Origin of the sequence: Moritella viscosa (assembly GCF_900120065.1) — a bacterium.
GTDB classification, from domain to species: domain Bacteria; phylum Pseudomonadota; class Gammaproteobacteria; order Enterobacterales; family Moritellaceae; genus Moritella; species Moritella viscosa.
In genome coordinates, this window is record NZ_FPLG01000085.1 from 1 (window position 1) to 26,386 (window position 26,386).

At 40.8% G+C, this 26,386-nt stretch carries 25 protein-coding genes and 1 riboswitch; of the genes, 7 read left to right on the forward strand and 18 right to left on the reverse strand.

Annotated elements, in window-relative coordinates:
• Positions 1–342: 342 nt before the first annotated feature.
• On the forward strand, positions 343–2,277 hold the full coding sequence (locus BT797_RS11260) for a methyl-accepting chemotaxis protein (RefSeq protein WP_244534183.1): 1,935 nt from the start codon (positions 343–345) through the stop codon (positions 2,275–2,277).
• Between the two features lie 3 nt (positions 2,278–2,280).
• Here BT797_RS11260 and BT797_RS11265 read toward each other — a convergent pair whose 3' ends face one another.
• The 3 genes from BT797_RS11265 to BT797_RS11275 form a co-directional block, all read right to left on the reverse strand.
• Positions 2,281–2,829, reverse strand: a complete 549-nt coding sequence (locus BT797_RS11265; RefSeq protein ID WP_244534176.1) for a DUF924 family protein — start codon at positions 2,827–2,829, stop codon at positions 2,281–2,283.
• Positions 2,830–3,032: 203 nt separating this feature from the next.
• Positions 3,033–4,256, reverse strand: coding sequence for an HlyD family secretion protein (locus BT797_RS11270; protein ID WP_075472121.1), 1,224 nt, complete (start codon positions 4,254–4,256; stop codon positions 3,033–3,035).
• Positions 4,250–4,543 carry an MFS transporter gene (locus BT797_RS11275; RefSeq protein ID WP_075472158.1) on the reverse strand — a complete coding sequence of 98 codons (294 nt, stop codon included), beginning with the start codon at positions 4,541–4,543 and terminating at the stop codon, positions 4,250–4,252. Before BT797_RS11275 ends, BT797_RS11270 begins: the two co-directional genes overlap by 7 nt.
• Before the next feature lie 247 nt (positions 4,544–4,790).
• Here BT797_RS11275 and BT797_RS11280 point away from each other — a divergent pair, with 247 nt between their 5' ends.
• Entirely contained in the window at positions 4,791–5,993 is a 1,203-nt protein-coding gene (locus BT797_RS11280) for a GAF domain-containing sensor histidine kinase (protein WP_075472124.1), read from the forward strand.
• The gene (locus BT797_RS11285) at positions 5,986–6,579 is read left to right on the forward strand and encodes a response regulator (RefSeq protein WP_075472126.1); all 594 of its coding nucleotides are present in this window, start codon (positions 5,986–5,988) and stop codon (positions 6,577–6,579) included. The genes BT797_RS11280 and BT797_RS11285 overlap by 8 nt, the downstream gene beginning before the upstream one ends.
• A 42-nt stretch (positions 6,580–6,621) precedes the next feature.
• Here BT797_RS11285 and BT797_RS11290 read toward each other — a convergent pair whose 3' ends face one another.
• The 4 genes from BT797_RS11290 to rluD form a co-directional block, all read right to left on the reverse strand.
• Positions 6,622–8,019: an alanine/glycine:cation symporter family protein gene (locus BT797_RS11290; RefSeq protein ID WP_075472128.1), complete on the reverse strand. Its 1,398-nt coding sequence runs from the start codon at positions 8,017–8,019 to the stop codon at positions 6,622–6,624.
• Positions 8,020–8,144: 125 nt separating this feature from the next.
• A riboswitch (glycine riboswitch) is annotated at positions 8,145–8,240 on the reverse strand.
• Positions 8,241–8,506: 266 nt separating this feature from the next.
• Positions 8,507–11,080, reverse strand: a complete 2,574-nt coding sequence (clpB, locus tag BT797_RS11295; RefSeq protein WP_045111884.1) for an ATP-dependent chaperone ClpB — start codon at positions 11,078–11,080, stop codon at positions 8,507–8,509.
• Between the two features lie 98 nt (positions 11,081–11,178).
• Complete coding sequence (gene pgeF / locus BT797_RS11300) at positions 11,179–11,934, reverse strand: peptidoglycan editing factor PgeF (RefSeq protein ID WP_045111885.1); 756 nt, start codon at positions 11,932–11,934, stop codon at positions 11,179–11,181.
• Between the two features lie 6 nt (positions 11,935–11,940).
• Complete coding sequence (gene rluD / locus BT797_RS11305; RefSeq protein ID WP_045111886.1) at positions 11,941–12,921, reverse strand: 23S rRNA pseudouridine(1911/1915/1917) synthase RluD; 981 nt, start codon at positions 12,919–12,921, stop codon at positions 11,941–11,943.
• A gap of 137 nt (positions 12,922–13,058) precedes the next feature.
• Between rluD and bamD the strand changes: the two genes are divergently transcribed.
• Positions 13,059–13,796, forward strand: a complete 738-nt coding sequence (bamD, locus tag BT797_RS11310; protein WP_045111887.1) for an outer membrane protein assembly factor BamD — start codon at positions 13,059–13,061, stop codon at positions 13,794–13,796.
• 138 nt (positions 13,797–13,934) lie between these two features.
• Here bamD and hemE read toward each other — a convergent pair whose 3' ends face one another.
• A complete protein-coding gene (gene hemE / locus BT797_RS11315) occupies positions 13,935–14,999 on the reverse strand; it encodes a uroporphyrinogen decarboxylase (RefSeq protein ID WP_045111888.1) in 1,065 nt (354 codons plus the stop codon).
• 505 nt (positions 15,000–15,504) lie between these two features.
• On the opposite strand from hemE, the gene BT797_RS11320 reads away from it, so the two are divergent.
• On the forward strand, positions 15,505–15,993 hold the full coding sequence (locus tag BT797_RS11320; RefSeq protein ID WP_045111889.1) for an Rsd/AlgQ family anti-sigma factor: 489 nt from the start codon (positions 15,505–15,507) through the stop codon (positions 15,991–15,993).
• Positions 15,994–16,113: 120 nt separating this feature from the next.
• On the opposite strand, the gene fkpA is transcribed toward BT797_RS11320, so the two are convergent.
• Positions 16,114–16,869, reverse strand: a complete 756-nt coding sequence (gene fkpA, locus BT797_RS11325) for an FKBP-type peptidyl-prolyl cis-trans isomerase (protein WP_045111890.1) — start codon at positions 16,867–16,869, stop codon at positions 16,114–16,116.
• A gap of 253 nt (positions 16,870–17,122) precedes the next feature.
• Here fkpA and BT797_RS11330 point away from each other — a divergent pair, with 253 nt between their 5' ends.
• A complete protein-coding gene (locus tag BT797_RS11330; protein WP_045111891.1) occupies positions 17,123–17,344 on the forward strand; it encodes a SlyX family protein in 222 nt (73 codons plus the stop codon).
• 155 nt (positions 17,345–17,499) lie between these two features.
• Here the strand turns inward: BT797_RS11330 and slyD are convergent, their stop codons facing one another.
• Both slyD and BT797_RS11340 read right to left on the reverse strand, forming a co-directional pair.
• Complete coding sequence (slyD, locus tag BT797_RS11335; protein WP_045111892.1) at positions 17,500–18,072, reverse strand: peptidylprolyl isomerase; 573 nt, start codon at positions 18,070–18,072, stop codon at positions 17,500–17,502.
• A 62-nt stretch (positions 18,073–18,134) separates the two neighbouring features.
• A complete protein-coding gene (locus BT797_RS11340) occupies positions 18,135–18,338 on the reverse strand; it encodes a YheV family putative zinc ribbon protein (protein ID WP_045111893.1) in 204 nt (67 codons plus the stop codon).
• 189 nt (positions 18,339–18,527) lie between these two features.
• Between BT797_RS11340 and BT797_RS11345 the strand changes: the two genes are divergently transcribed.
• A complete protein-coding gene (locus BT797_RS11345) occupies positions 18,528–20,441 on the forward strand; it encodes an ABC transporter ATP-binding protein (protein WP_075472130.1) in 1,914 nt (637 codons plus the stop codon).
• Between the two features lie 168 nt (positions 20,442–20,609).
• Here the strand turns inward: BT797_RS11345 and BT797_RS11350 are convergent, their stop codons facing one another.
• The 7 genes from BT797_RS11350 to BT797_RS11380 all read right to left on the reverse strand — a co-directional run bounded on the left by BT797_RS11350 (position 20,610) and on the right by BT797_RS11380 (position 26,234).
• Positions 20,610–20,969 (reverse strand): nuclear transport factor 2 family protein, encoded by a 360-nt coding sequence (locus tag BT797_RS11350; protein ID WP_045111895.1) that lies wholly within the window; start codon positions 20,967–20,969, stop codon positions 20,610–20,612.
• A 108-nt stretch (positions 20,970–21,077) separates the two neighbouring features.
• Positions 21,078–22,421, reverse strand: coding sequence for a tetratricopeptide repeat protein (locus BT797_RS11355; protein WP_045111896.1), 1,344 nt, complete (start codon positions 22,419–22,421; stop codon positions 21,078–21,080).
• On the reverse strand, positions 22,408–23,112 hold the full coding sequence (locus tag BT797_RS11360; protein WP_075472132.1) for an energy transducer TonB: 705 nt from the start codon (positions 23,110–23,112) through the stop codon (positions 22,408–22,410). The genes BT797_RS11355 and BT797_RS11360 overlap by 14 nt, the downstream gene beginning before the upstream one ends.
• The gene (locus BT797_RS11365) at positions 23,084–23,485 is read right to left on the reverse strand and encodes an ExbD/TolR family protein (protein WP_045111898.1); all 402 of its coding nucleotides are present in this window, start codon (positions 23,483–23,485) and stop codon (positions 23,084–23,086) included. The genes BT797_RS11360 and BT797_RS11365 overlap by 29 nt, the downstream gene beginning before the upstream one ends.
• Positions 23,486–23,992 carry a MotA/TolQ/ExbB proton channel family protein gene (locus BT797_RS11370; protein WP_045111899.1) on the reverse strand — a complete coding sequence of 169 codons (507 nt, stop codon included), beginning with the start codon at positions 23,990–23,992 and terminating at the stop codon, positions 23,486–23,488. It lies immediately after the preceding gene.
• A gap of 2 nt (positions 23,993–23,994) precedes the next feature.
• Entirely contained in the window at positions 23,995–25,416 is a 1,422-nt protein-coding gene (locus tag BT797_RS11375) for a MotA/TolQ/ExbB proton channel family protein (RefSeq protein ID WP_075472134.1), read from the reverse strand.
• A complete protein-coding gene (locus BT797_RS11380; protein ID WP_045111901.1) occupies positions 25,416–26,234 on the reverse strand; it encodes a DUF3450 domain-containing protein in 819 nt (272 codons plus the stop codon). Before BT797_RS11380 ends, BT797_RS11375 begins: the two co-directional genes overlap by 1 nt.
• Positions 26,235–26,386 lie beyond the last annotated feature (152 nt).

A 26,386-nucleotide genomic window follows, 5' to 3' on the forward strand; every position in this document is an offset into this window, starting at 1 on the left:
AAAGAGCATACTGAGCGGCTATTGCCGTGTCAGTGGGATGCATTATAGATAACAGAGCTTCATTGGCAAGTGATTTACTAAACTTTATGACACTTTCACTTAATTAGACTAAAAAACACTCAAAAAGTGACATTTTAAGACTTTTTAGTCGTGAACAATGACAAAATAGTCCTTATATAGAAGATAACCGCCGCTAACAACGAGATCTGCATCATATAATGATAGAAATAGTCACTAATCTACGTAATAACTCTAAACATCGATAAACAAAGCTATATTCATATAACTGTCATCTTTCGCTTTTACACTGCAATGCATCAATATAGATAGCTTATCAGGATGATGACCTTGCGTATTACAACTCTTTCTCGGATCAGTTCCCTTACTTTAATCTGCCTTTCACTCTTAATGACCTATAACCTTTACGGTAGCCACCAACAGCTTAATCGTCTTGATCACCAAAACTCGATGTTTGCGCGAATGAAAGAACAAGTCACGATTAAATTAAACCACTCGATCTCAGATTATTTACAACAAGGCAATACTGCAGATTTACAGCAGTCCGAACAAATTATCAGTCAGTTGATCAATTCACTTCAGCAACTGGCCAGTGCCATTGATACCACAATATTAAGCAAAGAACTCAATCAATTTGCAAGTCTCGTTGAAGGACCTTTACGGTCATCGGGTAAATTCGCCTCTGATAATTTTCAGTTATTGAATTTTAACGAAAAAGAACTGGCGGACAATTTATCGCTATTAAAGCGTCGGTTATTAGAAAGTGAGATACCGTTACGTCAACAAGATCTCGTTCTAATTAGTGATATACAAGCAACTCTCGCCCACTTGGTCAATCAGCGTCAACGCTATTTTAATCAGTTACAAGCATCGCAATGGAAAGAATTATTACTCGTAGTGAAAGAAACAGGTCTACTGATTAACGAATTGTCTCAATTGAGTCGTTATGACACCAGCACTAAACTTACGATTGAGGACGATAACTTCTTAAATGACGAAGAAGATGAAGAAACTATTTTAATAGTTGATATTACCAATGAACTAAACAGTCTTATTAGTCGTTATCCAAAAGAACTATTGAATACTAAAATCGTTATTTCTGAGCAAACACATAACCAACAACTCGTTTTAACGGCAATCAGTAATATTCAAGCCGCTATCTTAGCATTAGAGAAACCCGTTAATGACTATGCCAACGCACAAAGACAAAACACCTATTTATACCTTGCCGTGATCGCTCTCAGTTTGATCTTACTTGGTATTAGTTTGTTTTATGCTCAGAAATATTGGGTCGTAAAACCGTTAATTAAGCTAGATAGAGCCCTTGCCTCTTTAGTGGAAAGTAATACCCGTGAACGTCTGACCTTTGCCGATCATAAAAGTGAAATAGGTTTAATCGCCTTACATTTTAACCAGCTACTTGATAACGTTAAACAAGAGCAAGTTGCTAAACTTAATCAAGTGGAGCAAGTAACACATGCATTAAATTCACTGCAAGATGACTTCCAATCTATTAGCCAATACTCACAAGCCAGCAGTGGTACCATTGGAGACATAAGTAGTGGCGTCTCAGCAATTAATGCATTAGCACAGAAAATTGATACCGAGACCCAGTCGGTGCACGACTTAACCCAGCAAACCAATCAAAAAATGCATAATGCAGCGAGTCAGATTATCGATTTCAGCTCAGCGACTCAGCAGACTAAGCAAGCGGGGACTGACAGTTTAAAAGCCATTAAAACCTTAAATACCAACATGGAAAATGTCGAAACCATAGTCGCCTCAATTCATCATATCGCTGATCAAACCAATTTATTGGCACTCAACGCGGCAATTGAAGCTGCACGGGCGGGTGAGAAAGGGCGTGGTTTTGCAGTCGTTGCCGACGAAGTGCGTAATTTATCGAAAAAAACCCAGCAAGCACTGGAACAAATCAGCATTTTTCTAACTCAATTAAATAGTTCGAGCACATCACTCGAACATGAAGTTGTGCATATCGCAGAACGCTGCCAACAACAGTTAGATAATGCTCAGGACGTGCACAAACAAATTAATAGCGTCATTCAGCAATCTGAACAATCACAACAAAACGCAGCTAATAGTCGTCATAATACTCATCAGCAAGTCAGCCATATTAGTATCGTAAATGATCAAATGCAGGCGCTGAAAAATCACAGTGAAGATACCCATCATAAAACTCAGTCAGCACAGCAACAAGTTTCAGAACAAGTGAAGCAAATATTAAGTATTTTTGCATAATAATTAGAAACTTGAACCCGGTGTATCCAGAAATGCCAATTCTTCGGCGGTAGATTTTCGCCCAAGAATATCATTACGATGAGGATAGCGCCCGAACTGTTCAATAATCGCTTGATGCTTTAATCCAAACTCAAGATTAGTTTGAATATCATTTTCTTTGTATAAAAATATCGCTTGCTGATGGATCACTGATGATTCACTATGCATAAAAGGTAAGTACAAGAAACTACATTGTAGTTGGGTTAACTCACGATCAGCACCGCAAGCTATCGCTTCTTGTGCAAGCGCTAATGCCATACCGTCATGAGCAAAAGCGCCTGCGGTGTCTCGGTACATATTCCTCGAAAATTGATCCAAAACGATAATTTCAGCTAACCGCCCTTCTGCACTTCGACGCCAGTGAAATAACTCCCCGGCAATGGCACGTTTATGTAACTCACTAAAACGGGTTAAAATTGTTTGATCAAACTCAATATCTTTAACCCACCATTTTGCTGGATTAATCTCTTCAAACCAAAACTTAATCACTTCTTTATGCATAGCTAAACCCATCTCCGATGATCCCACCAATTGAGTATAGATTAACGCGAATCACTGAGCCCATTTGATAACGACACCTAGATCTCAATTCTCACATTTACGTGCAGTTTTATTATGTATTTCTAGCGCATGATACAACTTCGGTCTAACGACTGAATTGACGAAAACCGAATACTTAATGTACTCGGTTTTTTATTCTCATTTGAACGACCTATTTACATGGTGTAAAAATAGTATATTTGCGATTTCATCCGAATAATAATACCGCGAATAACATCTAAGAAACCAAGAAACGCAATGGGTTTCACACCACTGATCCAGGCTAAACCAACAGCGCCAACAGGAATGTCATAATCCTCGATTTCAATCAGTTTTAGACGTACAAAATGATGTTTATTCATTACATTCAGTCCCGTGGTAACTCGAACCGAGGTTTCTCTTGCCAGCAATGAACCTTGCGCTTCGCCTGTCGCTTCTATAATCCCTTCTACTTCCGCAGCAAAAATATGACCAGGGTAAACCGCAGACGCAAACTCTGCACCTTGGCCAACTTTGATATTGCGAATGGCTTGGTGGTTAACACGCATTAGCACATATTTTTCTTTGGTATACATTTGAATACGCGGCATCGCACCTATGTATTGACCTTCACGAATAATAAAATTTGTTAAATAACCATCGACTGGCGCATACACACGGGTATTTTCTAAATTCCACAGTGCTTGTGCGTACACTGCGGTTTGATTGGCTAAATCAGCTTTACGACTATTCACAGCATGTTTGGATTTGATAGTATTAAGCTGGGCTTGTTGTGCACTTAGTAGTAATTTTTCAGCTTGAGATTGCAACACTGTCAATTTAGCTTCCGCAACTTGTACCGCAGTTTTCTGCTCATCTAACTTACTTTCAGTGATGGTAAATGCAGCCACTTTGTTTTGATCAATATAGCGCTGCAATGTCGTCTTCTTCCAATTCATATCGACGTCTATTTCAGCTTGTTGATCGAGGTTGATCTTTATCTCTTTATTCGAGATCGCGTATTTAGATTCATTAATACGCACATCATCTAATGACGATGTTAACGCAACTTCAGCACTCTTCACTTGCGCAGCAGACTTATTCAGTGCGATCTGATAAACCTGATCTTCAAGTTCATAAATAAGTTGACCTTTAGTGACAGCCTGATTCGGCTTCACATAGATCTTTTTAATATTGCCGGTCACCTGCGTTGAACCCGGACGTAACTGAATATGTGGCGATTGCACTAATGAACCACCCGATAAATCCATCGGTGTATAAGTAATTAACCCAACCCAGACGAATAACAACCACCCAGAGCCACCTATATAGGCAAAGCTCTTAGAATATTTATTCCATGGCATCCCGATTAAACGTAATAGATAAATAAGAAATGCCCAGACAGCTAAACCTTCTAACATGAGTTATCCCCCTCTGCTTTCCAAATATCACGTACCTTTGCAATAGCTTGTTCTGTATCGACAAACGCAATAATCACTGCGAGTACCCACACCCAATGCCAAATGAACCCGACCCAAGTTAATGTCGTGATCAGCGTCAATTGTTGATGGCTATTTTTATGTGCCTGATGAATAGGAACCTCATGAAACTTCCAAAAGCTAATCCCTGCAGCAGCCACCGTTGCGATAAGTACAACAGCAGCAACAATATGTAATCCCGTATTAAAGCCAGTGCCCACAAAGGGCATAGATATTAAACTCACAGGTTAATTCCTCAATTAGCTAGTTCAGTACCTACGAATTAGGCACTAAATAACAATAATGAATATTGAGCTCGATTATATTCGTGAAAGGAAGTCAAAAGGTACTCGTATAATTGCTAGATTTACACACTGTCACTATTTTTTTATAGCCAAATAGTACGTGGCAAGCCCATAATATATGACTGTAATGAGACGAATTACATATACCTTAAACTTAATAAGGACACTACATATGCGAGCGCTGCCAAAGATGAATGAGGCTGACTTAAGTATCAAACAATTCACCACTAAAATTTCTAATTGGTTATTGGAAAACGATACCGCCGACTTACTGAGTGCTATTGAGTATTCGCTAGCTGCTTTTCTGCCCTATATCCAAGTTCAGCGTATGTCATTGGTTCGCCTAACCCTAGATAACCGCTTTGAAGGTGCACTTGCTGTTGCTGCTCCCGGCTACAAACCCGTATCATTACCAGCACAAGGACTCTACTCCCCCTATTTAGATCAGATAAGTAAAGGCGAGCTCATTATTGCAGAAGGTAATCTGCTCGATATTATCAATCATGATGAATTGCTACTTAAAGAAATGGCTGGAGTTATTGCCCATATTGTCGTCCCCTTCCGTGTGCAAGGCCGAATTTGGGGTGGTATTACAGCTAGCCGCTATATCGAACCAGAGCATTGGAATGAAGATGCCATCACCGGAATAAGTGCTTTTGGCCAGATGCTAGCTTGTACTTACGAACGTTATGCCTATTGGGAAAAGTTACAGCGTAAAAATGAAAAACTCAAATTATTATCACACCATTTAATGGATAGCCAAGAAACCGAGCGTCGACTGTTATCCCGTGAGCTACATGATAATTTTTCACAACGAATGGCGCTATTAACCATTAAAGCATCTTCGCTTTCGCAGACCTTAATTGTCGATAGTGAAAAACAGTCCGCGAGCGCATTACACCATGAGATTCAAGATTTAGCCAAAGATATGCAAGCCTTATCACGATCGTTACATCCTGCAATCTTAGATGATCTCGGTTTAATAACCGCATTAAAAGCGGAATGCCGCCGAATATCTACAATTAAAGATATTGATATACAAACTTTATTCAACTCTATTCCAGCGCTTAATAACGAACTATCCTTAAATCTTTACCGCATATTACAAGAAACATTAAATAACGTTACCAAGCATGCACAAGCATCTGCAGTATTTGTATTGATGCAACACCATGAAGGTAACCTCCACTTTCAAATTATCGACGACGGGATAGGTTGCGATCTAACGTTGAATAAAACAGGTGGGGGGATCGGATTAATTAGCATTCAAGAACGCGCACAATTATTTAACGGTACAGCGGTATTCACTTCTCCAAAAAATGGTGGTTTTATCGTTGATATCATGATCCCTACCTTAAAGGAATATTATGAGTAATATAGTTTTAGCCGATGATCACCTGATTGTAGCGCAAGGCATCACCAGTATTTTACAACCTGAGCATCAAATTTTAGCAATTGCCAAAGATGGCTTAGAATTGATCAAACTAGTTAAACAACATCAACCAAATTTAGTGATCACCGACATTAGTATGCCAGACATGACTGGGATTGCGGCTATTGCAGCGTTAAAGCGGATTAATAAAACCGTGAAAATAATTTGTCTCACGATGCATGACGAACAAGAATATGCCGAAAGTGCAATGGCTGCAGGCGCAAAAGGTTATGTACTCAAGCACGAAGCGAGCGAGAGCTTAATCGAAGCTGTTAACCAAGTATTAGCGGGGAATGAATATATATCGCCCTCTATCTCAGTAAATACCGATAAACCAAAGCTATCATCTCGTCAAATCAGCGTATTACGTTTATTAGCACAGGGGAAATCCGCACGCCAAGTCGCTGATGAATTATTTATTTCACCGCGCACTGTCGAGTTTCATAAGTATTCAATCATGAAGTTAATCAATACAAAAACCAGTGCCGAGTTAATCCAATATGCACTTAATCATGGATTAATGGATTGAAGCTAGGCAATAAAAAACGTCTTTATTGCCTCTTTATACTGGTTATACCGTCTGCTGTTCCAGCGTTAATTTATCAAAGAATAATCGCGTTTCGGCAATCACCACATGACGTAGACCAATCAAACCAATTAAGTTCGGAATAGCCATTAAGCCATTCACAATATCAGCCAAGATCCAAATCAGGTCCAACTGTAGGAATGCGCCACCAGCCACCAACAATATATAAAAATACTTGTACGGTTTAATGCCTCTCTGACCAAACAGATATTGCACACAACGTTCGCCATAATAATTCCAACCGAGAATCGTGGTAAAGGCAAAAAACACGAGCCCTAAGGTAATGACGTATTGACCAATTAGCGGTGATAAACCTTGCTCAAATGCTAGCGTTGTCATCGCTGCACCGGATGTTTCACCACTCCATACCCCAGTTAACACTAATGTTAGACCTGTCATGGTACAAATAATGATGGTATCAAAGAAGGTGCCAGTCATTGAAATCAGCCCCTGCTTCACACAGGAATCTGTTTTTGCTGCCGCAGCGGCAATCGGAGCACTGCCTAAACCTGACTCATTAGAAAACACACCACGCGCCACACCACTTTGGATAGCCAACATAACTGTCGCACCTAAGAAACCACCAGTTGCCGCTGTTGGAGTAAATGCACTGCTGATCACTAAACCAATTGCATCAGGCACCGCCTCGATATTAAATAATAGAATCAGCAACGATGCCAATACATAACATACAGCCATAACGGGCACAGTACGTTGAGCAATAGCTGAAATAGAGCGAATACCACCTAAGGTCACCATAGCAACCAATACCGTCAGTATCCCCGCAGATAACCACACCGGAATATTAAACGAAATCTGAACTGCATCAGTAATAGCATTCACTTGTGGGAAAGTACCAATACCAAAACACGCCACACCAATACCAAACAGGGCAAAAGCTTTCGCTAGCCAACGACTACCCAAACCATGCTCAAGATAATACATAGGACCGCCCGCCATTTGCCCATTTTCATCAACAACACGGTATTTCACAGCTAATAAACATTCGGCATATTTGGTCGCCATACCAAAAAAGGCCGCCACCCACATCCAGAATAATGCACCGGGACCACCCATTTTAATCGCAGTAGCAACACCGACAATATTACCGGTACCAATTGTGGCAGAAAGTGCAGTACATAACGCCGCAAAGCTACTGATATCACCTTGTTTACTGTCACCTTTGTCTCCAGAGAACAGATATTTTAGTGCTAACGGTAATTTGGTGATTTGTAAAAAACTTAAACGTAAGGTGAGATAGATACCTGTGCCGACCAAAAGTAATAATAATGGCGGACCCCAAATAAAATGATCGATGCTTTGTAGGGTTTCTAATAAAGAAGGTGGTACAGTTTGTAGTAAAGAAAATTGTAAATAGTGCATTAAAAATCATTCCTCGAGAATGTGAATCTGAGGAGGATGTAATTATTCAAGATGGGTAAACGAAGCAAAAAAACCACAGCAAAAGCCACAGCAAAAAGCAGACGTGAAAGTACGCAAAAAAAATAATCCTATCCTCTGTCCTTTGTACCTGAGAGTTTCAACGACATTGTCGCTTTGCTCCTTCGGCGTCCAATTTAATGGATCTCTCCAGAGGCTCGTCCAGTAACAGTCCATGCTTTTTCTTGCGAAATAAAGCGCCTGAAAGATTTACTTCTTCGGCGGGCACATTGGCCACTCTCCTGCTACCTTCATCCGAACTTAGTGTGGATACGAAATAGTGTTAAACACTACGCGCAGATAAATACTATCACGTATAACTTCAATAAAAACACAAAAAGCAGTTTTAATGATTAACAATTAATCTTTATTCAAAAAAAAGCCCTGATACTCAGGGCTCCTTTCATTATTCGTTAATGACTATTCATATTTATTGGCTGACGCTTAGCTCATTATCAACCACACTTATCTTAATCTGTTTACCCGGTATTACTTCGCCCGCCAAAATAGCATTGGCTAATCGATTCTCGATCTGCTTTTGCAATACGCGTTTTAACGGTCGGGCACCAAATAAGGGATCGAACCCGGCTTCCGCTAGTTTTGCTAATGCACCAGAGGTGATCGACAAACTATAACCCAACTGTTTTAGTCTCACTTCTAATGATTTTAACTGGATAGCGGCAATCTTTTCAATGTGGCTACGACCCAGAGGGTGAAATACCACGGTATCATCAATACGGTTGATAAACTCAGGGCGGAAACTTTGCCCAAGTAAGTCTAATAAGCGTAATTTTACCGTATCATAATCATGTTTACCGTATTCCTCTTGAATGATATCCGAACCTAAATTAGACGTCATAATAATAACCGTATTACGGAAATCAACAGTACGTCCCTGACCATCGGTTAAACGACCATCATCCAACACTTGTAATAAAATATTAAAAATATCTGGATGCGCTTTTTCAATTTCATCCAATAAAATCACTGAATAAGGTTTCCGACGTACTGCTTCCGTCAGGTAACCCCCTTCTTCGTAGCCTACATAACCCGGAGGCGCACCAATTAATCTCGCGACTGAATGTTTTTCCATAAACTCAGACATGTCAATACGGATCATGGCTTGGTCTGAATCAAAGATAAAATCAGCTAAGGCTTTGCATACTTCAGTTTTACCAACACCCGTCGGTCCCATAAATAAAAAAGATCCCATCGGACGGTTTGGATCAGCCAACCCAGCACGGCTACGGCGTATCGCATTGGATACCACGCTAATCGCTTCAGCCTGACCTATCACCCGCTGATGTAAGTTATCTTCCATCGCCAGCAGTTTTTCTTTTTCGCCTTCCAACATCCGGTTAACCGGGATTCCCGTCCAACGCGATAAAATATCGGCAATTTCAGCTTCACCGACCTTATGCTTTAACAAGGTCATGTCTTGCATTTCAGCTTGGGCGGCTAAATCCAATTGTTTTTCTAACATTGGAATAGTGCCGTATTGCAGTTCTGACATTTTATTTAAATCACTCGCACGTCTGGCCATATCCAACTCAACACGGGCTTTATCTAACGCTGATTTAATGTGCTTAGTACCAGAAAGCGCAGCTTTTTCAGTCCGCCAGATCTCATCTAATTCGTTAAACTTATCCTGCTTCTCATCCAATTCTTCCGCAATCGTCGATAAACGTTTAATACTGGCGGAATCATCTTCTTTTTCCAACGCCTGCTGCTCAATTTTAAGTTGGATAATACGGCGTTCTAACTTATCTAAGGATTCTGGTTTTGAATCCATCTGTAAACGAATAGACGATGCAGCTTCATCAATCAGATCAATGGCTTTATCAGGCAATTGACGGTCGGAAATATAGCGATGAGATAAGGTCGCAGCCGCTACAATAGCCGGATCAGTAATATCAACGTTATGATGCAGTTCATAACGTGATTTTAAACCACGTAGGATAGCAATGGTATCTTCAACGCTTGGCTCTTCAATCAGTACTTTTTGGAAACGACGTTCAAGTGCAGCATCTTTTTCAATATACTTGCGATATTCATCCAAGGTGGTCGCACCCATACAATGCAATTCTCCACGGGCCAATGCCGGTTTAAGCATATTTCCTGCATCCATCGCACCCTCACCTTTACCCGCGCCAATCATGGTATGCAGTTCATCAATAAACAGAATAGTTTGGCCTTCGGTTTGCGCCAGCTCTTTGATCACTGATTTTAACCGTTCTTCAAATTCACCTCGATATTTGGCACCTGCAATCAACGCCCCCATATCCAGTGATAACACACGTTTATTCTTTAACCCTTCCGGTACTTCACCATTCACAATTCGCTGTGCTAACCCTTCCGCAATCGCGGTTTTCCCCACCCCTGGTTCACCAATTAATACTGGATTATTTTTAGTACGGCGTTGTAATACTTGGATAGCTCGACGGATCTCGTCATCACGGCCAATCACAGGATCTAGCTTACCGACTTCAGCACGTTCGGTCAGATCTAAAGTATATTTAGTTAAGGCTTCGCGCTGCTCTTCTGCGCCTTGATTATCCACTTTGTCACCACCACGGATCACATCAATCGCTTCTTCGACTTGTTGACGAGTTCCACCAGCTTTACGCAATAAGTCCCCTAAACGCCCTTTATCTTCAACTCCTGCAAGTACAAACATCTCGGAAGAAATAAATTTATCTTTACGTTTTTGGGCATATTTATCGCACAAGTTTAATAGCATATTTAATGCAGACGATAACTGAATATCACCTTGGGTACCTTGCACTTGTGGTAAGCGATCAAGTTCGTCATTCAACTGCCATCGCAGTGAATTGGCATCAATGCCTGCGGCTGTCAATAATGGGCGAATAGAGCTATGGTCTTGGTTTAATAACGCGGTCATCAAGTGTATAGGTTCGATAAATTGATTATCTTTACCCAAAGCAAGTGACTGTGCATCAGAAATAGCCATTTGGAATTTAGTGGTAAGTTGATCTAAGCGCATAACGATGTCCTATCGGTCGTGGCTATAATTATAGTCGTTTAATTGGCTGGGAATATTTAGCAAGGCACTAAAACCCATAGTTATTATCTGGGGGTTATTTATTGAGATTCAAGGTAAATCAAACTTGCCTGGCGACCCGTTTGGCTATCTCGTCGATAAGAATAGAATAAATCAGTTTCACGGTAAGTACAGTGGTCACCACCATAAATATCAGCCGCATTAATCGTTAACGCTTGTAGACGTTGGCGAGCTAATAAATATAAATCTGCTAACCATTTATCACCATCGGCAATAAACGCACAGCTTGCTTGTGGATCATGTGTAATAAAGGCATCACGTACTTCACTGCCTACTTGAAAATGAGCTTGGCTAATTGCTGGACCTAACCACACTAATAGTTCATTGGGTGTAGCAGTAAGCTTCACTATGGTATTTTCAATAATACCATCGAGTAAACCACGCCAACCAGCATGAATAGCAGCAACTTGCGTACCTGCTTTATCGCAAATTAATAGCGGTAAGCAGTCGGCAGTCATCACTAAACAAACTTGCCCCGTCATCTGTGTTACAGACGCATCTGCAGCAGGAAGTTGCTTCGCATTGTGAGATTGCCCCACTAAACTAACAACATCGATACTGTGAGTTTGATTCAACCAATATGGCTGTTGCGGTAAATGAGCAGCGGTCATTAACAACTGCCTATTTTTCCACACCAACTGACTGTCATCTTGCACATGCAGACCTAAATTTAGTCCTGCATAAGGCATATGACTAACGCCCCCCTCACGAGTGCTGCTTAGCGCCTTGATATTACTCGGCGCTGGCCAGTTTGGTTGAATAAAACGAGGCATCATCAATGATTAACTAATGAAATCATCAATCATGTTTAACGCAGTATCTTCACGTAAGATATGAATTAATGTATTCATATCTGACGGACGCTCTGCGCGCCACATCATCATTTCACCTGTTACTGGATGCTCTAATTTCAACATACGTGCGTGTAGTGCCTGACGGCCAAAACCACGTAAAGCCATAATTAGCGTATCTGTTGCATTACCAGGTGGCTTCGGACGACCTGCGTATACCGGATCACCAACAATTGAATGCGTAATGTGAGTCATGTGTACACGAATTTGGTGTGTACGACCCGATTCGAGACGCAGTCTTAGTAACGTATGAGCACGATATTTCTCAGCCACACGGTAATGGGTTTTAGCCGCTTTACCTAATGGGCGAACAGCCATGTGTGTACGTTTAGTTGGATGACGACCGATAGGCTCATCAACAAAACCACCCGCTGTCATAGTACCGCTTACAATCGCTTCATATTCACGTGTAATACGGCGCGCTTGCAATGCTGTTACTAAATGCGTTTGTGCTGGAATTGTTTTCGCAATTACCATCAAGCCAGTTGTGTCTTTATCTAGACGGTGAACAATACCTGCACGTGGTACGTCAATAATGTCAGGATAATGGAATAATAATGCGTTAAGCACTGTACCATCTGGGTTGCCTGCGCCCGGGTGAACAACTAAGCCCGCTGGTTTGTTGATAACAAGAATATCATCATCTTCATAAACGATATTAAGTTTGATATCTTGTGGCTCGTAACGAACTTCTTCGTCAACTTCCGCGTTCAAAATAATCGCGTCACCAAATTGCATTTTTTCGCGTGCTTTAACGACAATTTTGCCATTAATGCTAACAAATCCTGCAAGAATCCATTCTTTCAGACGTGAACGAGAATAATCTTGGAACATCTCGGCTAAAACTTGGTCTAAACGTTGACCGACTTGGTGTTCTGCAACAGCGGCAGAAAGTTCTATATGTTGGCTCATAGGTAGCTGGGACCCTCTTCGGTCCTAATTTTCAGTATAATTACAGGATTCAGGCTATTTTAGCCTTTTATTTTGCTGTAGCATATTAGCTACGTAATTATTTTTAGCATTAAGCAATTTGGAACTTATCCAACCTAATGAAAAAATCAATAAAATTAGCAATAAGTCTATCGCTCGCACTGGTTGTCGCAACAGGTTGTTCTTCAAAATCAGAACCAACTGTACCGGATAAACCAGCCATTGAGCTGTACAGCATCGCCCAACAATCGTTACAAGCGGGTAACTTTGTTTCCGCTATTGAAACGCTTGAAGCGCTTGATACGCGTTATCCATTTGGCCCTCACACAGTACAAGTGCAGTTAGACTTGATCTATGCTTACTACAAGAATAGTGACACTGCACAGGCATTGGCCAATATAGATCGCTTTATTCGCTTAAATCCAAGCCATAAAGACATAGACTATGTCTACTATATGCGTGGACTTACCAATATGGGCGCGGATTATAACCTATTTCATGACCTATTTAATATAGATCGTTCAGATCGAGACCCAAGTTATGCAAATGCAGCCTTCAATGACTTCACGCGCCTGATCAAACGCTACCCAGAAAGTGAGTATGTGGCTGATGCGCAAAAGCGTGCGATTGCAATTAAAAGTCGTCTTGCACGTTATGAATTATCTGCAGCAGAATATTACATGAAGCGTAAAGCCTACATCGCGGCGATCCAGCGTGCACAGTATATTATCGACAACTTTGCAGATACAGAGTCACGAACTGGCGCCTTAAAAGTTATGATTAAAGCGTACGATATTTTAGAACAGCCAACGCTGAAAGCGAATGCCGAAAAAATATTAGCGGTTAACGCGGATTAATGATCAAGGCACCTCACTAACGATTATTAAGACTAAAAATAAAATATAAAAAAACGGCGTCTATGCAAATAGACGCCGTTTTGTTTTCGATTACCGTATAACTGTAGCCAAGTGAAAGCTACTGTACCTGATTATAGCTTACTTGTGGTATGGCTTACTCAATTCACCAACCGCTTCGATGAATACACCTGCTTTTTCAGGTTCAACATCTAAATGGATACCATGACCTAAGTTCATCACGTGACCATTGCCTTTACCAAAACCAGATAAGATCGTGCTTACTTCTTCACGAATACGTTCTGGTGATGCATAAAGCATTGAAGGATCCATATTACCTTGCAGTGCAACTTTATCGCCGACACGGGCTTTAGCTTCTGCAATATCAATTGTCCAATCCAGACCAATCGCATCACAACCTGTTGCAGCGATCTGCTCGATCCATTGACCACCGTTCTTAGTGAACAGTGTCACTGGCACTTTACGGCCATCGTTGAAACGCGTTAAGCCATCAACGATTTTGTGCATGTACTGCAGTGAGAAATCTTTGTAATCTCGTGGCGATAATACACCGCCCCAAGTATCAAATACCATCACAGACTGTGCGCCTGCCGCGATTTGCGCGTTAAGGTAAGTGATAACAGAATCCGCTAACTTATCTAATAATAAGTGTAGCGTCTGTGGCTCAGCGAATGCCATTTTCTTAATTTTAGTGAAAGTTTTAGTACCGCTACCTTCAACCATATAAGTTGCTAACGTCCACGGACTACCAGAAAAACCAATTAGCGGTACTGAACCATCTAGGTTTTTACGAATAGTACGAACTGCGTTCATTACATATTGTAATTCGCCTTCTGGATCTGGAATACCAATCTTGTCTACGTCTGCTTTACATGTAATCGGACGCTCAAACTTAGGACCTTCACCTTCTGAGAAATACAGACCTAAACCCATCGCATCAGGGATAGTTAAGATATCTGAAAATAGAATAGCCGCATCAAGTGGAAAACGGCGTAATGGTTGTAACGTTACTTCACAAGCAAGCTCTGCATTCTTACACAACGACATAAAGTCACCCGCTTCAGCACGCGTTGCTTTGTATTCTGGTAAATAACGGCCTGCTTGACGCATCATCCATACTGGTGTTTGGTCTACCGATTCTTTGGCTAACGCACGTAAATAACGATCATTCTTTAACTCGCTCATATCCTTTCCTGAATTGCGGCTCTAATATGGCGTGATTGTAACATTATTCAACAATTGACAAAATATCTGACGCCATTTTCACCGTTAATTTAACAACAAGTTGATCATAACAGGGGATTAACGCCAAAATATAAAAGATTTAGCCAAGATTACTGACTTAGCGGAGAAAAAAACAACAGCTTTAAATTACCCATAACAACTCACTCAATCTATGTTTCAATTAGCGCAATTAATTTACGCAATTAGTACTAATAGAATCAGAGACCTTAATCACAATTCATTGACAAGCTCTCTCTACAAACCCAAAAATCATTCATAACAAACACTTATGTGCTATGATTAGACATACAACAGTTTCAAATCAGTAATCGTCCATTAGTAGATAAATCTATTACTGTGATGCTAATTAATCAGGTTTGACCAGATAAAATAGTGTTGACGTTTTACGGTAAAAAATTTAGTAATAGGATACCTTATTTTTTTAAGGGTACATGGAGTAAGTCATATGTTAACCAAATTAGAACAAGCGCAACAAGCTTGGGGCGGCACGCACAACGCCATCGATCATTGGCTAGAAGAGCGACAAACACTGATTGTCGATTATTGCAAACTCGAAGGCTTACCCCCATTTGAAAAAACTGCCGCATTACCCAGCAAAGATGAACTACAAGCCTTCTGCCAAATCTTAATTGATTATTTATCTACGGGTCACTTTGAAGTTTATGACCAGATCGTATCTCAATGTGCAGAATACAGCGCAAAAAGTCTTACCCTCGCACAACAAATCCAACCTAAGATTATATTAACTACAGAAGCACTGGTTGAATTCAATGATAAATACGCTGAAGCAAATCAAGATGACGATACACTTCTGTTGTCTTTAGATAACGATATGTCAAAAGTCGGTGAGCTATTAGAACAACGCTTTGAATTAGAAGATAAGTTGTTATATACCCTATCAACTTATCATCGCGAAGTGGTCGACGCAGAATAAGCACTGTACATTTGATTTAACTCCAGCCAATAAAAAACCCATTCACATCGTCAAATATGAATGGGTTTTTATTTAACAACAGCCACCTAAAAGTAAGCAATTGTATTATTAATATTCGTTTTATTTCTTATCTTGACCAGCAATTTCTAATAACTCAACTTCAAATACTAATGTTGAATTTGGTGGAATGTCTGCACCCGCACCTTGTGCGCCATAGCCTAATTCAGATGGGATGTATAATTTATACTTACTACCCACGTTCATTAGCGCCACGCCTTCAGTCCAACCAGGGATAACACGATTAAGTGCAAATGTTGCTGGTTCGCCACGTTCAACAGAGCTATCAAAAACGTTACCATTTAATAATGAGCCAGTGTAATGCACTGTTACCGTATCATCTGGTGTTGCTTGCTTGCCTGTACCCGATGTTAGTACTTCATATTGAAGACCAGATTCAGTCGTGGTAATACCTTCTTTCTTGCCATTTTCAGCAAAGAAATTTTCTGCATCAGCTTCTGCTTTTTCGCTTTCTATACGTGCAGCTTCAGTTGATAGCGTATTCATTTTCTCGTCATACGCTTTTAATACAGTTTGTAATTCTTCATCAGATAACTGCGTAGATTCGTTTAACGCATCAGTAATGCCTTTAACGATAATCTCCTTATCTAATGGTGCACCTAGCTCTTCTTGACGCTTAAGGGGTGCGACCAAGTTGCGCGCAACGATTGAACCGATTGCATAAGCCGCTTGTTGATCTTCAGTGTATGCTTTAATGTCTGTTACTTTTTCTGCTGGAGCTTCTTGTGCTTCTTGACCACATGCCGCTAACAGAGATACTGCTGAAGCGAGTACCGTTACTTTAAAAAATTTTTTCATCGAAATACCTAATTAAAATAATGCAGTGTAATTCCACAACTACGTTCTAAGTTACTTATACCTAATAACTACTTAGTATTATCATAACTATTTGATGCTTTCATACAAGATATTAGCAACTATAAATGTAAAAAATGATAAATCATCCAACTTTACTTAATTTTACATCCTATCTAGCCTAGTATTTCAGCTCAAATAAATCGACATTACATGTTAAACTTAGTTCATAAAATTATAGCCATAGTGGAAAAACATGGAAATTCAGCAATTAGAAGAGCGTGTTTGTGACTTAGAGATGAAACTAAGTTTTCAAGACGACACTATCGAACAATTAAATAATGCCATTATTGATCAGCAAAAAATACTTGAAGATCAAAAAGTACAGCTGACTTTTTTAATTAGTCGTATAAAAACAATGCAAGTGGGCAGTGGACTAGCAAGCGAAGCAGATGAGACACCGCCACCGCATTATTAATACGTGAATGACTGTGGTTGCCGAGAACAAAATAGCAGGTTATTTACTGTAAACAATAAAATGCCAGTCTCAGTGACTGGCATTTTGCTTTTAATTAAACCGAAATTTAATTGTTATTGTGGGTCATCGACAATCAATAACGACACCCAAGACGACTAGTGACCGCCGCAGCAACCGTCTTTTTTCTCTTCTTTAGGTTCTTCAGAACCACAACAGCCGCCTTCATGATCATGATCGTGTCCGTGGTCATGACCACAACCACCAGCACCATGAATATGACCGTGCTCTAGTTCTTCTTCCGTAGCTTCACGAATACCGATAATTTCACCGTTAAATTGCAGTGTACGACCCGCAAATGGGTGGTTCGCATCAACAACAATAACGTCGTCTTCAACAGCCGTTACAATAACTGTACGGTGACCAGCATCAGTGTCAGCACTGAATGCCATACCTGGTTCAACGCCTTCAACACCATCAAATAACTCAGCAGGTACTTCTTGAACGAGTTCAGGATCGTAAATACCGTAGCCTTGTTCAGGTTGGATCGTTACGTCAAATTCGTTACCAACTGCTAGGCCTTCTAATTCAGCTTCAAGACCAGGAACAAGGTACCCAGAGCCCATTAAGAATTCCAGTGGTGATGAATCACGCGTATCATCGATAAGTTCGCCTTTATCGTCTGTTACTGCGAAGTGTAGTACTACTACTGAGTTTGCTTCAATAAACATATCTATTCTCTTCATTCCTGATTAACTATATATGGTTGTCTTTAAACAAGGCTATTGCCTAACTATTGTTTAAACACACCTATCATTTGTTCAAAATCGCGGGTGGCGGTACTCACCTCTCCATCGGCTTGTGCTTGGGTATAGCCACAACTAACACATTCAATTGTTTCTACTCCATTCACTTGAAATAGCTGGATCACATCTATTTCATTGCACGTCGGGCATTTAGCACCGGCGACAAAGCGTTTTTTCTTCCGTTCAACCACTGCAACCTCCCAGTCATTTACGACGTAAGTTAACTTAAATCATCAGCGTATCATTGCTGATCTTTAGTCTATTACCATCGTTTAGCTATAAGTGTACTTTATTCTTAGTACAAATTTCAAAGTTTAACATTTTAAACTGCGCGTAAATCCGTTAAAATCGCCGCAATTATAGTTACTAATAGCCCTCATATGATCATAGCTAGCGATATTGAACTTCTGCGTGGCGGCAAGCCGCTTATTACGAATACCAGTGCCAAAATCAACCCAGGTCAAAAGGTAGGTTTAGTCGGTAAGAATGGTTGTGGTAAATCCAGCCTATTCGCCCTTATTCGCCATGAAATTAGTTTGGATAACGGTAGTCTAACCTATCCAAGCAGCTGGCAAGTCTCGAGTGTGAAACAAGAAACGCCCGCGCTTGATCGTAGTGCCCATGATTATGTGCTGGATGGTGACATTGAGTTCCGTCAATTAGAAGCTGACCTTGCACAAGCTGAAACAGCGGATAACGGTAATAAAATAGCTGAAATCCATGGAAAGCTAGATGCGATTGGTGCTTACAGCATTAACGCCCGTTGCTCTGAACTCTTATCGGGCTTAGGGTTTACGGAAGATAAACAACAACTGCCAGTACAAAGCTTCTCGGGTGGTTGGCGTATGCGTTTAAACTTAGCACAGGCGCTATTATGTCGTTCTGATTTATTGCTACTGGATGAACCAACCAACCACTTGGATTTAGATGCGGTTATTTGGTTAGAAAAATGGTTAAAACAGTACGATGGTACATTAATGCTGATCTCACATGATCGTGACTTCCTCGATGCCATTATTACTAAGATCATTCACGTTGAAGACCAAAAGCTAAACGAATATACAGGTGATTACACCTCGTTCGAAAAGCAACGTGCCGAGAAACTATCACAACAGCAATCTATGTTTGAAAAGCAACAACGTGAAGTTGCTCATATGCAAAGCTACATCGATCGTTTCCGCTACAAAGCATCAAAAGCTAAACAAGCACAGAGTCGTATTAAAGCGATGGAGCGTATGGAGCTTATTTCTGCGGCCAATGCCGATTCACAGTTTAGCTTTAGCTTCTTAAAACCCGATGCCCTGCCACTCCCGTTGTTAACAATGGAAGACGTATGTGCAGGTTATGGCGATACCTCAATTTTAGATAACATTAAATTGAATCTCGTCCCGGGCAGTCGCATTGGTCTACTCGGCCGTAACGGCGCAGGTAAATCAACACTGATTAAATTATTGTCTGCTGAAATGGAACCGCTCAAAGGCACACTCGAAGTTAACCCCAATTCAAAAGTAGGTTACTTTGCCCAGCACCAATTAGAATTTTTACGCTTAGACGATACGCCATTGCAACACATGGTACGTTTAGCGCCAGAAAAAACTGAATTAGAACTGCGTAAATACCTAGGCGGTTTTGGTTTTATCGGTGAAAAAGCGTTAGATATTGTGCGCCCATTCTCGGGTGGTGAAAAAGCACGGTTAGTACTAGCGCTGATCGTATGGCAAAAACCAAATCTATTGCTGCTTGATGAGCCAACCAACCACTTGGATTTAGAAATGCGTCACGCGCTGTCAGTGGCCCTACAAGGCTTCGAAGGCGCGATGGTTGTAGTATCACATGATCGTCACTTATTACGCTCTACGACCGATGAGCTGTACTTGGTACACGATAAGAAGGTATTACCCTTTGATGGTGATCTGGATGATTACCATCGCTGGTTAAGCGAACAACAAAAAGTTGAAAAGCAAGCCGTACAAGTAATCAATACAGGTGTCAACAGTGCGCAAGCAAAGAAAGATCAAAAGCGTAAAGCGGCTGAATTACGTAAACTAACGCAGCCAGTACGCAAGCAAATAGAGAAGCTAGATAAACAGCTAGAAACCTTAGGTGACAAGCTAACTGCCGTTGAAGTACAGTTAAGTGAAACCAGTATTTATGAAGATCAAAACAAGGCTAAGCTAAAAACCGCATTAGGCGATCAAGCGAAGTTTGTTGTAGCGATTGAAGACGCTGAAACCACATGGATGGATTTAAACGAACAACTTGAAGAAATGATTGAAGAAAGCGAACAAGCTTAAATTATATTGTAAATATAGAGGCTGGATTTGTCTTAGCCTCTATTTATTTTATTTACTATCGTTACTTTTTCACAGTTTAAGGCCAACCCAAACGTCTACTGCTAATTCAATGAACTTAATATTTCATCATATTTGTTCAGCACTGAAAAAGTCACCATGTAAAATGGTTCAGAACAAGCGTTTCCATTGTTCAGTATCGACAAACCATCTTTCCTCATAAATTTTGTCGCCTTCAAATCGGAACAAGACGGATAATGCGGAGAACTCTATTTTATTTGATTTCCATTCAACGATTGAGACAACTTCATTTTCTCCTTCAATCTGACGGAGTTCTGTAATCTCGAAACCGGGAGGAAGTAAGCCACCTAGCTGATCTAGCACAGAGCGGAACGTCATCAGCCCTCTCACTATATTCTCCTGCCCCGGCATTATAAATGTAATATCATCTGTGTAATCAGCGACTAAGGTATCAAAATCACCTCTATCAACGGCTTCCCAACCACGCTGTACTATATTAGATAGTTTCATTACGGTTGCCTTCTATATATTTTTTATCATTTAACTATAGAATGCATTTAATAACTCCGCCTTAGCCACTATTAGATAAATATCCCAGTAAACACCAAGGAATATGACTTACAGCTGCGCTAGCCAACCTTTACTGTAACCTTGGTATTGTTTGGTCTGTAACAGTTGTAAATTATCTTTCGCTTGTGCTTTTTTACCTTGTTCAATTTGGCTGACGGCTAATAAAAGTCGCCATTTATCTGTCATAAGTAACGTTTTTTTATCTTCTCCCTTAACACTACGATCCAACAATGCGGCATACGCTAATTCAGCTTCTGACCAACGTGCTTCTAAATACAATAACTGGGCTTGTTGTTGATCCTGCTTGGCTAACTTAATGCCAGCGGATTTAGCTTGAGCTAAAACAGCGAGTGCCTTACTGCGCTCACGCGCCATTAACCACGCATTGCTCAAACCTTTAAAATAGGCTTTATCTTGGTTAAGTAAGTGCTTATCCGCGCCTTCTAAGTACACAGCTGCGGCTAATCGAGGCTGTTGTTGCTGCAGGTATAACGAAGCTAATACCCGATAACCTTGTGCCGAGAGAAAACCTTGATTACGGGTGATCGCCAATGTCGATAACGCGGATTTATTCTGCTCTAAAGTCAGGTAACTATACGCCAGACGTTCCCAATAATCTTTCGATTTAGGAAAATCGACGACCGCAATTTCAAGGTATTTATTAAGCGGTTTATGCTGTTCTAAACGCTGTAATAAAGCTAACAATAATTTAAGATAAGATTCATTCTTTGGCACAAGTTTGTAAGCACGTTTTGCTGGAGATAACGCTGCGGTTAGCTTGTCTTGTAAATAATACGCTTGCGCTAATAATGCGGCATTACGGGCTTGTTTAGCTGTCGTGATTTTATATTTGGTGCGTTGTTTGTCATCGAATTTATCTACTAATGAAAACCAAGCATTAAGGTGTTTTTCGACCAAGTTCCACGACTTGCTTTCTTGTCCTTTCGTCGCGACAGTTTTTGCTGTTAACGACGCGGCTAACTGCGCTGCGAGTTGTTGGAATGTCAATTGTTGTTCAAGTTCTAGCGATAAACTTAATAACTGGCTCACCACCTGATAGCCTTGCTGATAATCTTGCTGCATAAGCAGAACTTGCAGTTGTAAATTACTGGCCAGCAATTGACGTTCTATCGAGTGATCACGCTGCTGTTGATAAAAATCAGTGATATCTTTAATCAAAATATTGTTAGATTCAATCTTGGCTTTGCTTTGCTTATCGTCTTGTGCAGACATTTTAGCAAAGGCAGTTGTTAAGCTAACGTAACGGCTATAAACAGACGCAGGTACTCGCTGTGCTTGCGCAGGCTGTAATGATAACAACAATAAACTCGAACACAGTAAAATAATAGATAACAATGATGAACGGTATAGCTTCATTTTATTCAAGTTCAAAACTCATTCTCCATTTTTTCCACACCTCAGTACCTACAGGGGCTTTTTCAAACAGCCAACGACGTACCGCTTTACGTGATGTTTTAGCAAAATAACCCCGTGGTTTTTCTTCGATAACCTTAATCTCTTCTGCACGACCATCATCGTTAATCAAGATATGTAATAACACATACCCTTCAATCCTGAGGCGTTTGGCTTTATACGGATATTGCGGTTCAGTTTTACGTAATATTTTTGCAAAACTAATTTCAGGCTCACCAACCGCAGTTTGTTCAACATTAGTCTCTACTGTGGGCGTAACTTCTACTTGGGGCTGAATATGGCTTGTGACATCGATAAGTTGCGGTGATACGTCAAAGGTTGGCATTGATAACGCAGACAAGGTTATGCTGCTGTTTAAATTAATGTTCTGCACATCGAAACTCGGCTGTATCGATTGTGGCAGTGCGACCATATCTTGCTGTGGTTTCGGCTCAGGGATCATCTCTAACTCAGGGGTAACGTGCTGTTCTTCCACATTCGAATCAGTAAACTGACGAAAGTTGATCGTGATCGGATCGTTCACCGGTGCTTTATTCCCGCCAATTGTGAGGGAATAAATAAGTCCTGCTAAACTGATATTAACCAGTACCGCCAGTACTAGTGCGATTAAACGAAAGCGCTTACTTCCCCGCTGTTGCAACTGCAACATTGTCCACCCCAGCTAATCTAATTTGATCTAATACTTCAATTAAACGACCGGTATCAACCGTGCGATCGGCATTTAACATCACCGAAGTATGGTCACCACCGCTCAAGGTTTTTACGCGACTCCGTAATTTACGAATATCGACGGGTTCACCTTCAATCCAAACACCACTTTCAGCATCAATAGACACAACTAAACTGACCGCCCCTTGCATATCATTGGTCGCGCCATCAGGACGTTGAATATCAATCGCATTCATTTTATTAAACGATGCAGTCACTAAAAAAAAGATAAGTAAAATAAACACCATATCAATCATAGGTGTTAAATCAACAGTGAGCGCATCACTATTACTTCGGCTAAATCGCGTTCTCATTTATATCCCTTTAACAACTAATTTTTGGGCGAGATCCAAGGTCAATAAATTCGCCCGTTTGTTCAAACTATGACAAAAAAACAAACCAGATAACCCTGTCACCAATCCCGCTAGCGTAGTTAATAATGCTTGGGCAATCCCACTACTAAATAATTCCGATACACCGAGACTGTCAGACAACACGGAAAAATTATCAATCATGCCATCGACCGTACCCAGTAACCCTAATAACGGTAAAACCCCGGTTAAGGTTTTAATAAAAATAAGCTTACGAGTGAGCTGACTTTGTAATTCAGAAATAAAGCCATCGCGCACCGCGACCGCAAGTAAATGAGATTGTCCCTGCCACTGCGCCCATTCGCGTTGGTAATGCAGTGATAGCACCGGATATTGCAAAGCATACTGTAAATAACAACGTGCTATCGTCCACCACATCACCACCGACAACAACATGATGACCCAAAAAATCACCGACGCATTGCTAAGAAAATCAATAAAGCCAGACATACTTACACGTTACCTGTCGCTTGCTGCTGATGAGTCATTACTCGGGGCTCTGCTTCATTGGCATATAAGCTAAGGCGCTGTTGACGTTGCGCTAATAAACCTGCACTTTGGTGTTCTATTACATGCAGGATACTGTCACTTTTACTGGTTAATAAGCTGTGTAATAACATAAGTGGCACAGCGGCAATCAAACCAAATTTAGTGGTTAACAAAGCTTGAGAGATACCACTTGATAATACTTGAGGGTCGCTGTTTCCGTACGCGGTAATAGCTTGAAATGTTTCAATCATCCCTGCCACAGTACCTAACAACCCGAGCAGTGGCGCGATAGTCGCCAGTACCGCTATCGAACCCAGTCCTTTACGACATTCAGGTAGCTCAGCCAAAATTGCTTCATCAAGAAAACGCGCTAGTTCATCGGCATTACTGCGTTCGTGACGCTCCGCGACACTTATGATACGGCCGAGTGGGTTATCTGTCAGTTTATTTAATTGCTGTTTTTGTAATTCTATTTTCTTCGCTTCACGTGTCAGAACCAACAGACGGAATAAACCGATTGTCATGCCGATAATTCCCACCGCGACAATAATGCCACCAACAACACCCGCATCAGAAAATACCTGCCACCAAGCGCGAACTTGTGTCGCACGCTCCAGTAATGCACCTGCAGAAGGGTCAATTAAGGTACTCACAAAGCCGTCTTGTGGTTGTGAAAAAGCCGCTATACGTGCTGTCATATCCGCCGAATTTGACGGTAATAACTGATAACTTTCACTCGCAGGTTGATACAACAGCGGGCCTTGCGCGGTAAATGCGGTAAAACCAGCGATTTGGGTAACCGCTAACATTTCTTTGCTACCATTCGCCATCGTCACTTGAGTTTCTGTGGTCGTGACTTTACTGCTTGCCACCATTTGCTCGGTAAATAATAACCATAAGTTTTTAATCGCTACAAGATTCGGTTCAAAATTCGCTTCGCTATAAGGTGATAGTTGGATTGAACGTCCTGATAAAATAGCGCTTAGTGGGCTTTTATTTAATTGACCACGTAGGTCCTGGCTAGCGCGGCGGAATTCACTGAACACGTTATCCAAATCGGACTTTTCACTATTGGCTAATTTTTGTTTCGCTAAAATCAGTTTATTGTTGCCAGCAATGGTATTTTGCAACTGGGTCATTTGTTGTTGTAGTGTTTGGTTACGTTTAGCTTGTTTCGCTAAATTGGCTTCTTGAGTCGCAAGATTACTTTTAAAACGCGTTAATGCCTCATTGTCTATTTTAGTTTCAGCCACATTACTTTGCTTAACTTGCTTTAACAGATCATCCAATGGTGTCGCATTGACGTTGAACATCAACAAGCTAGTCGTAATCAAGAGAGCGTTAAAATACGTTGGCATAATTCTAAGCGTAGTCGTAATAGTCATTATAGCGCCTCCTGCTGCTGCGTGGCCGAAACAGAATTCGCCGGTACGATTTCCGATACTATCGATGCCTCTAATAAAGGTAGGGATAATAAAGTTGGTACGGTTTTGTTGTCTGCCACATCATAGGCTTGTTTCACTTTCGGCAGCCAACTTGCTGGTAATATTAACCAAGTGCGACTGCTGTTATCCCAATAACCTGCGTTATTATGATCTGGCGTCAGGTAATATAGAGCGACGCGACCAACACGGATAAGTTGTACAGTTTTGTCGGCATCACTTAATGGTAGCTGTGCTTGCCATGTTTCGATAGTATCACCATATTCAGTCTCAATTTGATAGGCTTCTAAGATACGACGGTATTTATCCGCGACACTAATATTAGGGTTATCTAACAAACGATTGAGTTCAGCTAAACGTAATTGACGTTCTTGCCATAAGAAAGGGATATCTTGTTCAACAAACAGGGTTAGTACTTGTACCATTTCTTGCATTAACGGGGTCAGTTCCATACGTGTTTCACGGACGCTGGCCATGTTCTTTTCTAAACTGATGAGTAACTGCTGCTGTTGTGAAACCTGTTTTTCTAACTGTGTTGTATAAGCAGTCAATACTGCGTTTTCACGTAACAATGCACGATATTCATTCACAGTTTCGCTTGTTTTGTCATCTAGATCAGCAATATGCTCCTGAGTACGTTGTGCTTGCACCTGTGATTGCTGCTTGCTACCAATAATATTATCAAGCTTACTCGTTGCCTGAGCAGGCATAATTAATGCGCCTGTAAGTAACCCGATTGACCAAATTGCTGAATAGTTCATGTTGTTCCACTGCGACTAAATATGAAGTTAAGAGTGAGCGAATATATAAATCGAAACAATCTAAATGAGAATCATTGTATTTAAGCTGGCTGTATTTAGCAATCAATTAGAAAAAATATGTTAATATTAGACAAATTATCGGTAACCACTAA

Bases quoted from the DNA above. Each gene is read 5' to 3' on its own strand.
- BT797_RS11260 (WP_244534183.1), top strand. From the start codon at position 343: ATGACCTTGCGTATTACAACTCTTTCTCGGATCAGTTCCCTTACTTTA.
- BT797_RS11265 (WP_244534176.1), bottom strand. From the start codon at position 2,829: ATGGGTTTAGCTATGCATAAAGAAGTGATTAAGTTTTGGTTTGAAGAG.
- BT797_RS11270 (WP_075472121.1), bottom strand. From the start codon at position 4,256: ATGTTAGAAGGTTTAGCTGTCTGGGCATTTCTTATTTATCTATTACGT.
- BT797_RS11275 (WP_075472158.1), bottom strand. From the start codon at position 4,543: ATGCCCTTTGTGGGCACTGGCTTTAATACGGGATTACATATTGTTGCT.
- BT797_RS11280 (WP_075472124.1), top strand. From the start codon at position 4,791: ATGCGAGCGCTGCCAAAGATGAATGAGGCTGACTTAAGTATCAAACAA.
- BT797_RS11285 (WP_075472126.1), top strand. From the start codon at position 5,986: ATGAGTAATATAGTTTTAGCCGATGATCACCTGATTGTAGCGCAAGGC.
- BT797_RS11290 (WP_075472128.1), bottom strand. From the start codon at position 8,019: ATGCACTATTTACAATTTTCTTTACTACAAACTGTACCACCTTCTTTA.
- clpB (WP_045111884.1), bottom strand. From the start codon at position 11,080: ATGCGCTTAGATCAACTTACCACTAAATTCCAAATGGCTATTTCTGAT.
- pgeF (WP_045111885.1), bottom strand. From the start codon at position 11,934: ATGATGCCTCGTTTTATTCAACCAAACTGGCCAGCGCCGAGTAATATC.
- rluD (WP_045111886.1), bottom strand. From the start codon at position 12,921: ATGAGCCAACATATAGAACTTTCTGCCGCTGTTGCAGAACACCAAGTC.
- bamD (WP_045111887.1), top strand. From the start codon at position 13,059: ATGAAAAAATCAATAAAATTAGCAATAAGTCTATCGCTCGCACTGGTT.
- hemE (WP_045111888.1), bottom strand. From the start codon at position 14,999: ATGAGCGAGTTAAAGAATGATCGTTATTTACGTGCGTTAGCCAAAGAA.
- BT797_RS11320 (WP_045111889.1), top strand. From the start codon at position 15,505: ATGTTAACCAAATTAGAACAAGCGCAACAAGCTTGGGGCGGCACGCAC.
- fkpA (WP_045111890.1), bottom strand. From the start codon at position 16,869: ATGAAAAAATTTTTTAAAGTAACGGTACTCGCTTCAGCAGTATCTCTG.
- BT797_RS11330 (WP_045111891.1), top strand. From the start codon at position 17,123: ATGGAAATTCAGCAATTAGAAGAGCGTGTTTGTGACTTAGAGATGAAA.
- slyD (WP_045111892.1), bottom strand. From the start codon at position 18,072: ATGTTTATTGAAGCAAACTCAGTAGTAGTACTACACTTCGCAGTAACA.
- BT797_RS11345 (WP_075472130.1), top strand. From the start codon at position 18,528: ATGATCATAGCTAGCGATATTGAACTTCTGCGTGGCGGCAAGCCGCTT.
- BT797_RS11350 (WP_045111895.1), bottom strand. From the start codon at position 20,969: ATGAAACTATCTAATATAGTACAGCGTGGTTGGGAAGCCGTTGATAGA.
- BT797_RS11360 (WP_075472132.1), bottom strand. From the start codon at position 23,112: ATGTTGCAGTTGCAACAGCGGGGAAGTAAGCGCTTTCGTTTAATCGCA.
- BT797_RS11365 (WP_045111898.1), bottom strand. From the start codon at position 23,485: ATGAGAACGCGATTTAGCCGAAGTAATAGTGATGCGCTCACTGTTGAT.
- BT797_RS11370 (WP_045111899.1), bottom strand. From the start codon at position 23,992: ATGTCTGGCTTTATTGATTTTCTTAGCAATGCGTCGGTGATTTTTTGG.
- BT797_RS11375 (WP_075472134.1), bottom strand. From the start codon at position 25,416: ATGACTATTACGACTACGCTTAGAATTATGCCAACGTATTTTAACGCT.
- BT797_RS11380 (WP_045111901.1), bottom strand. From the start codon at position 26,234: ATGAACTATTCAGCAATTTGGTCAATCGGGTTACTTACAGGCGCATTA.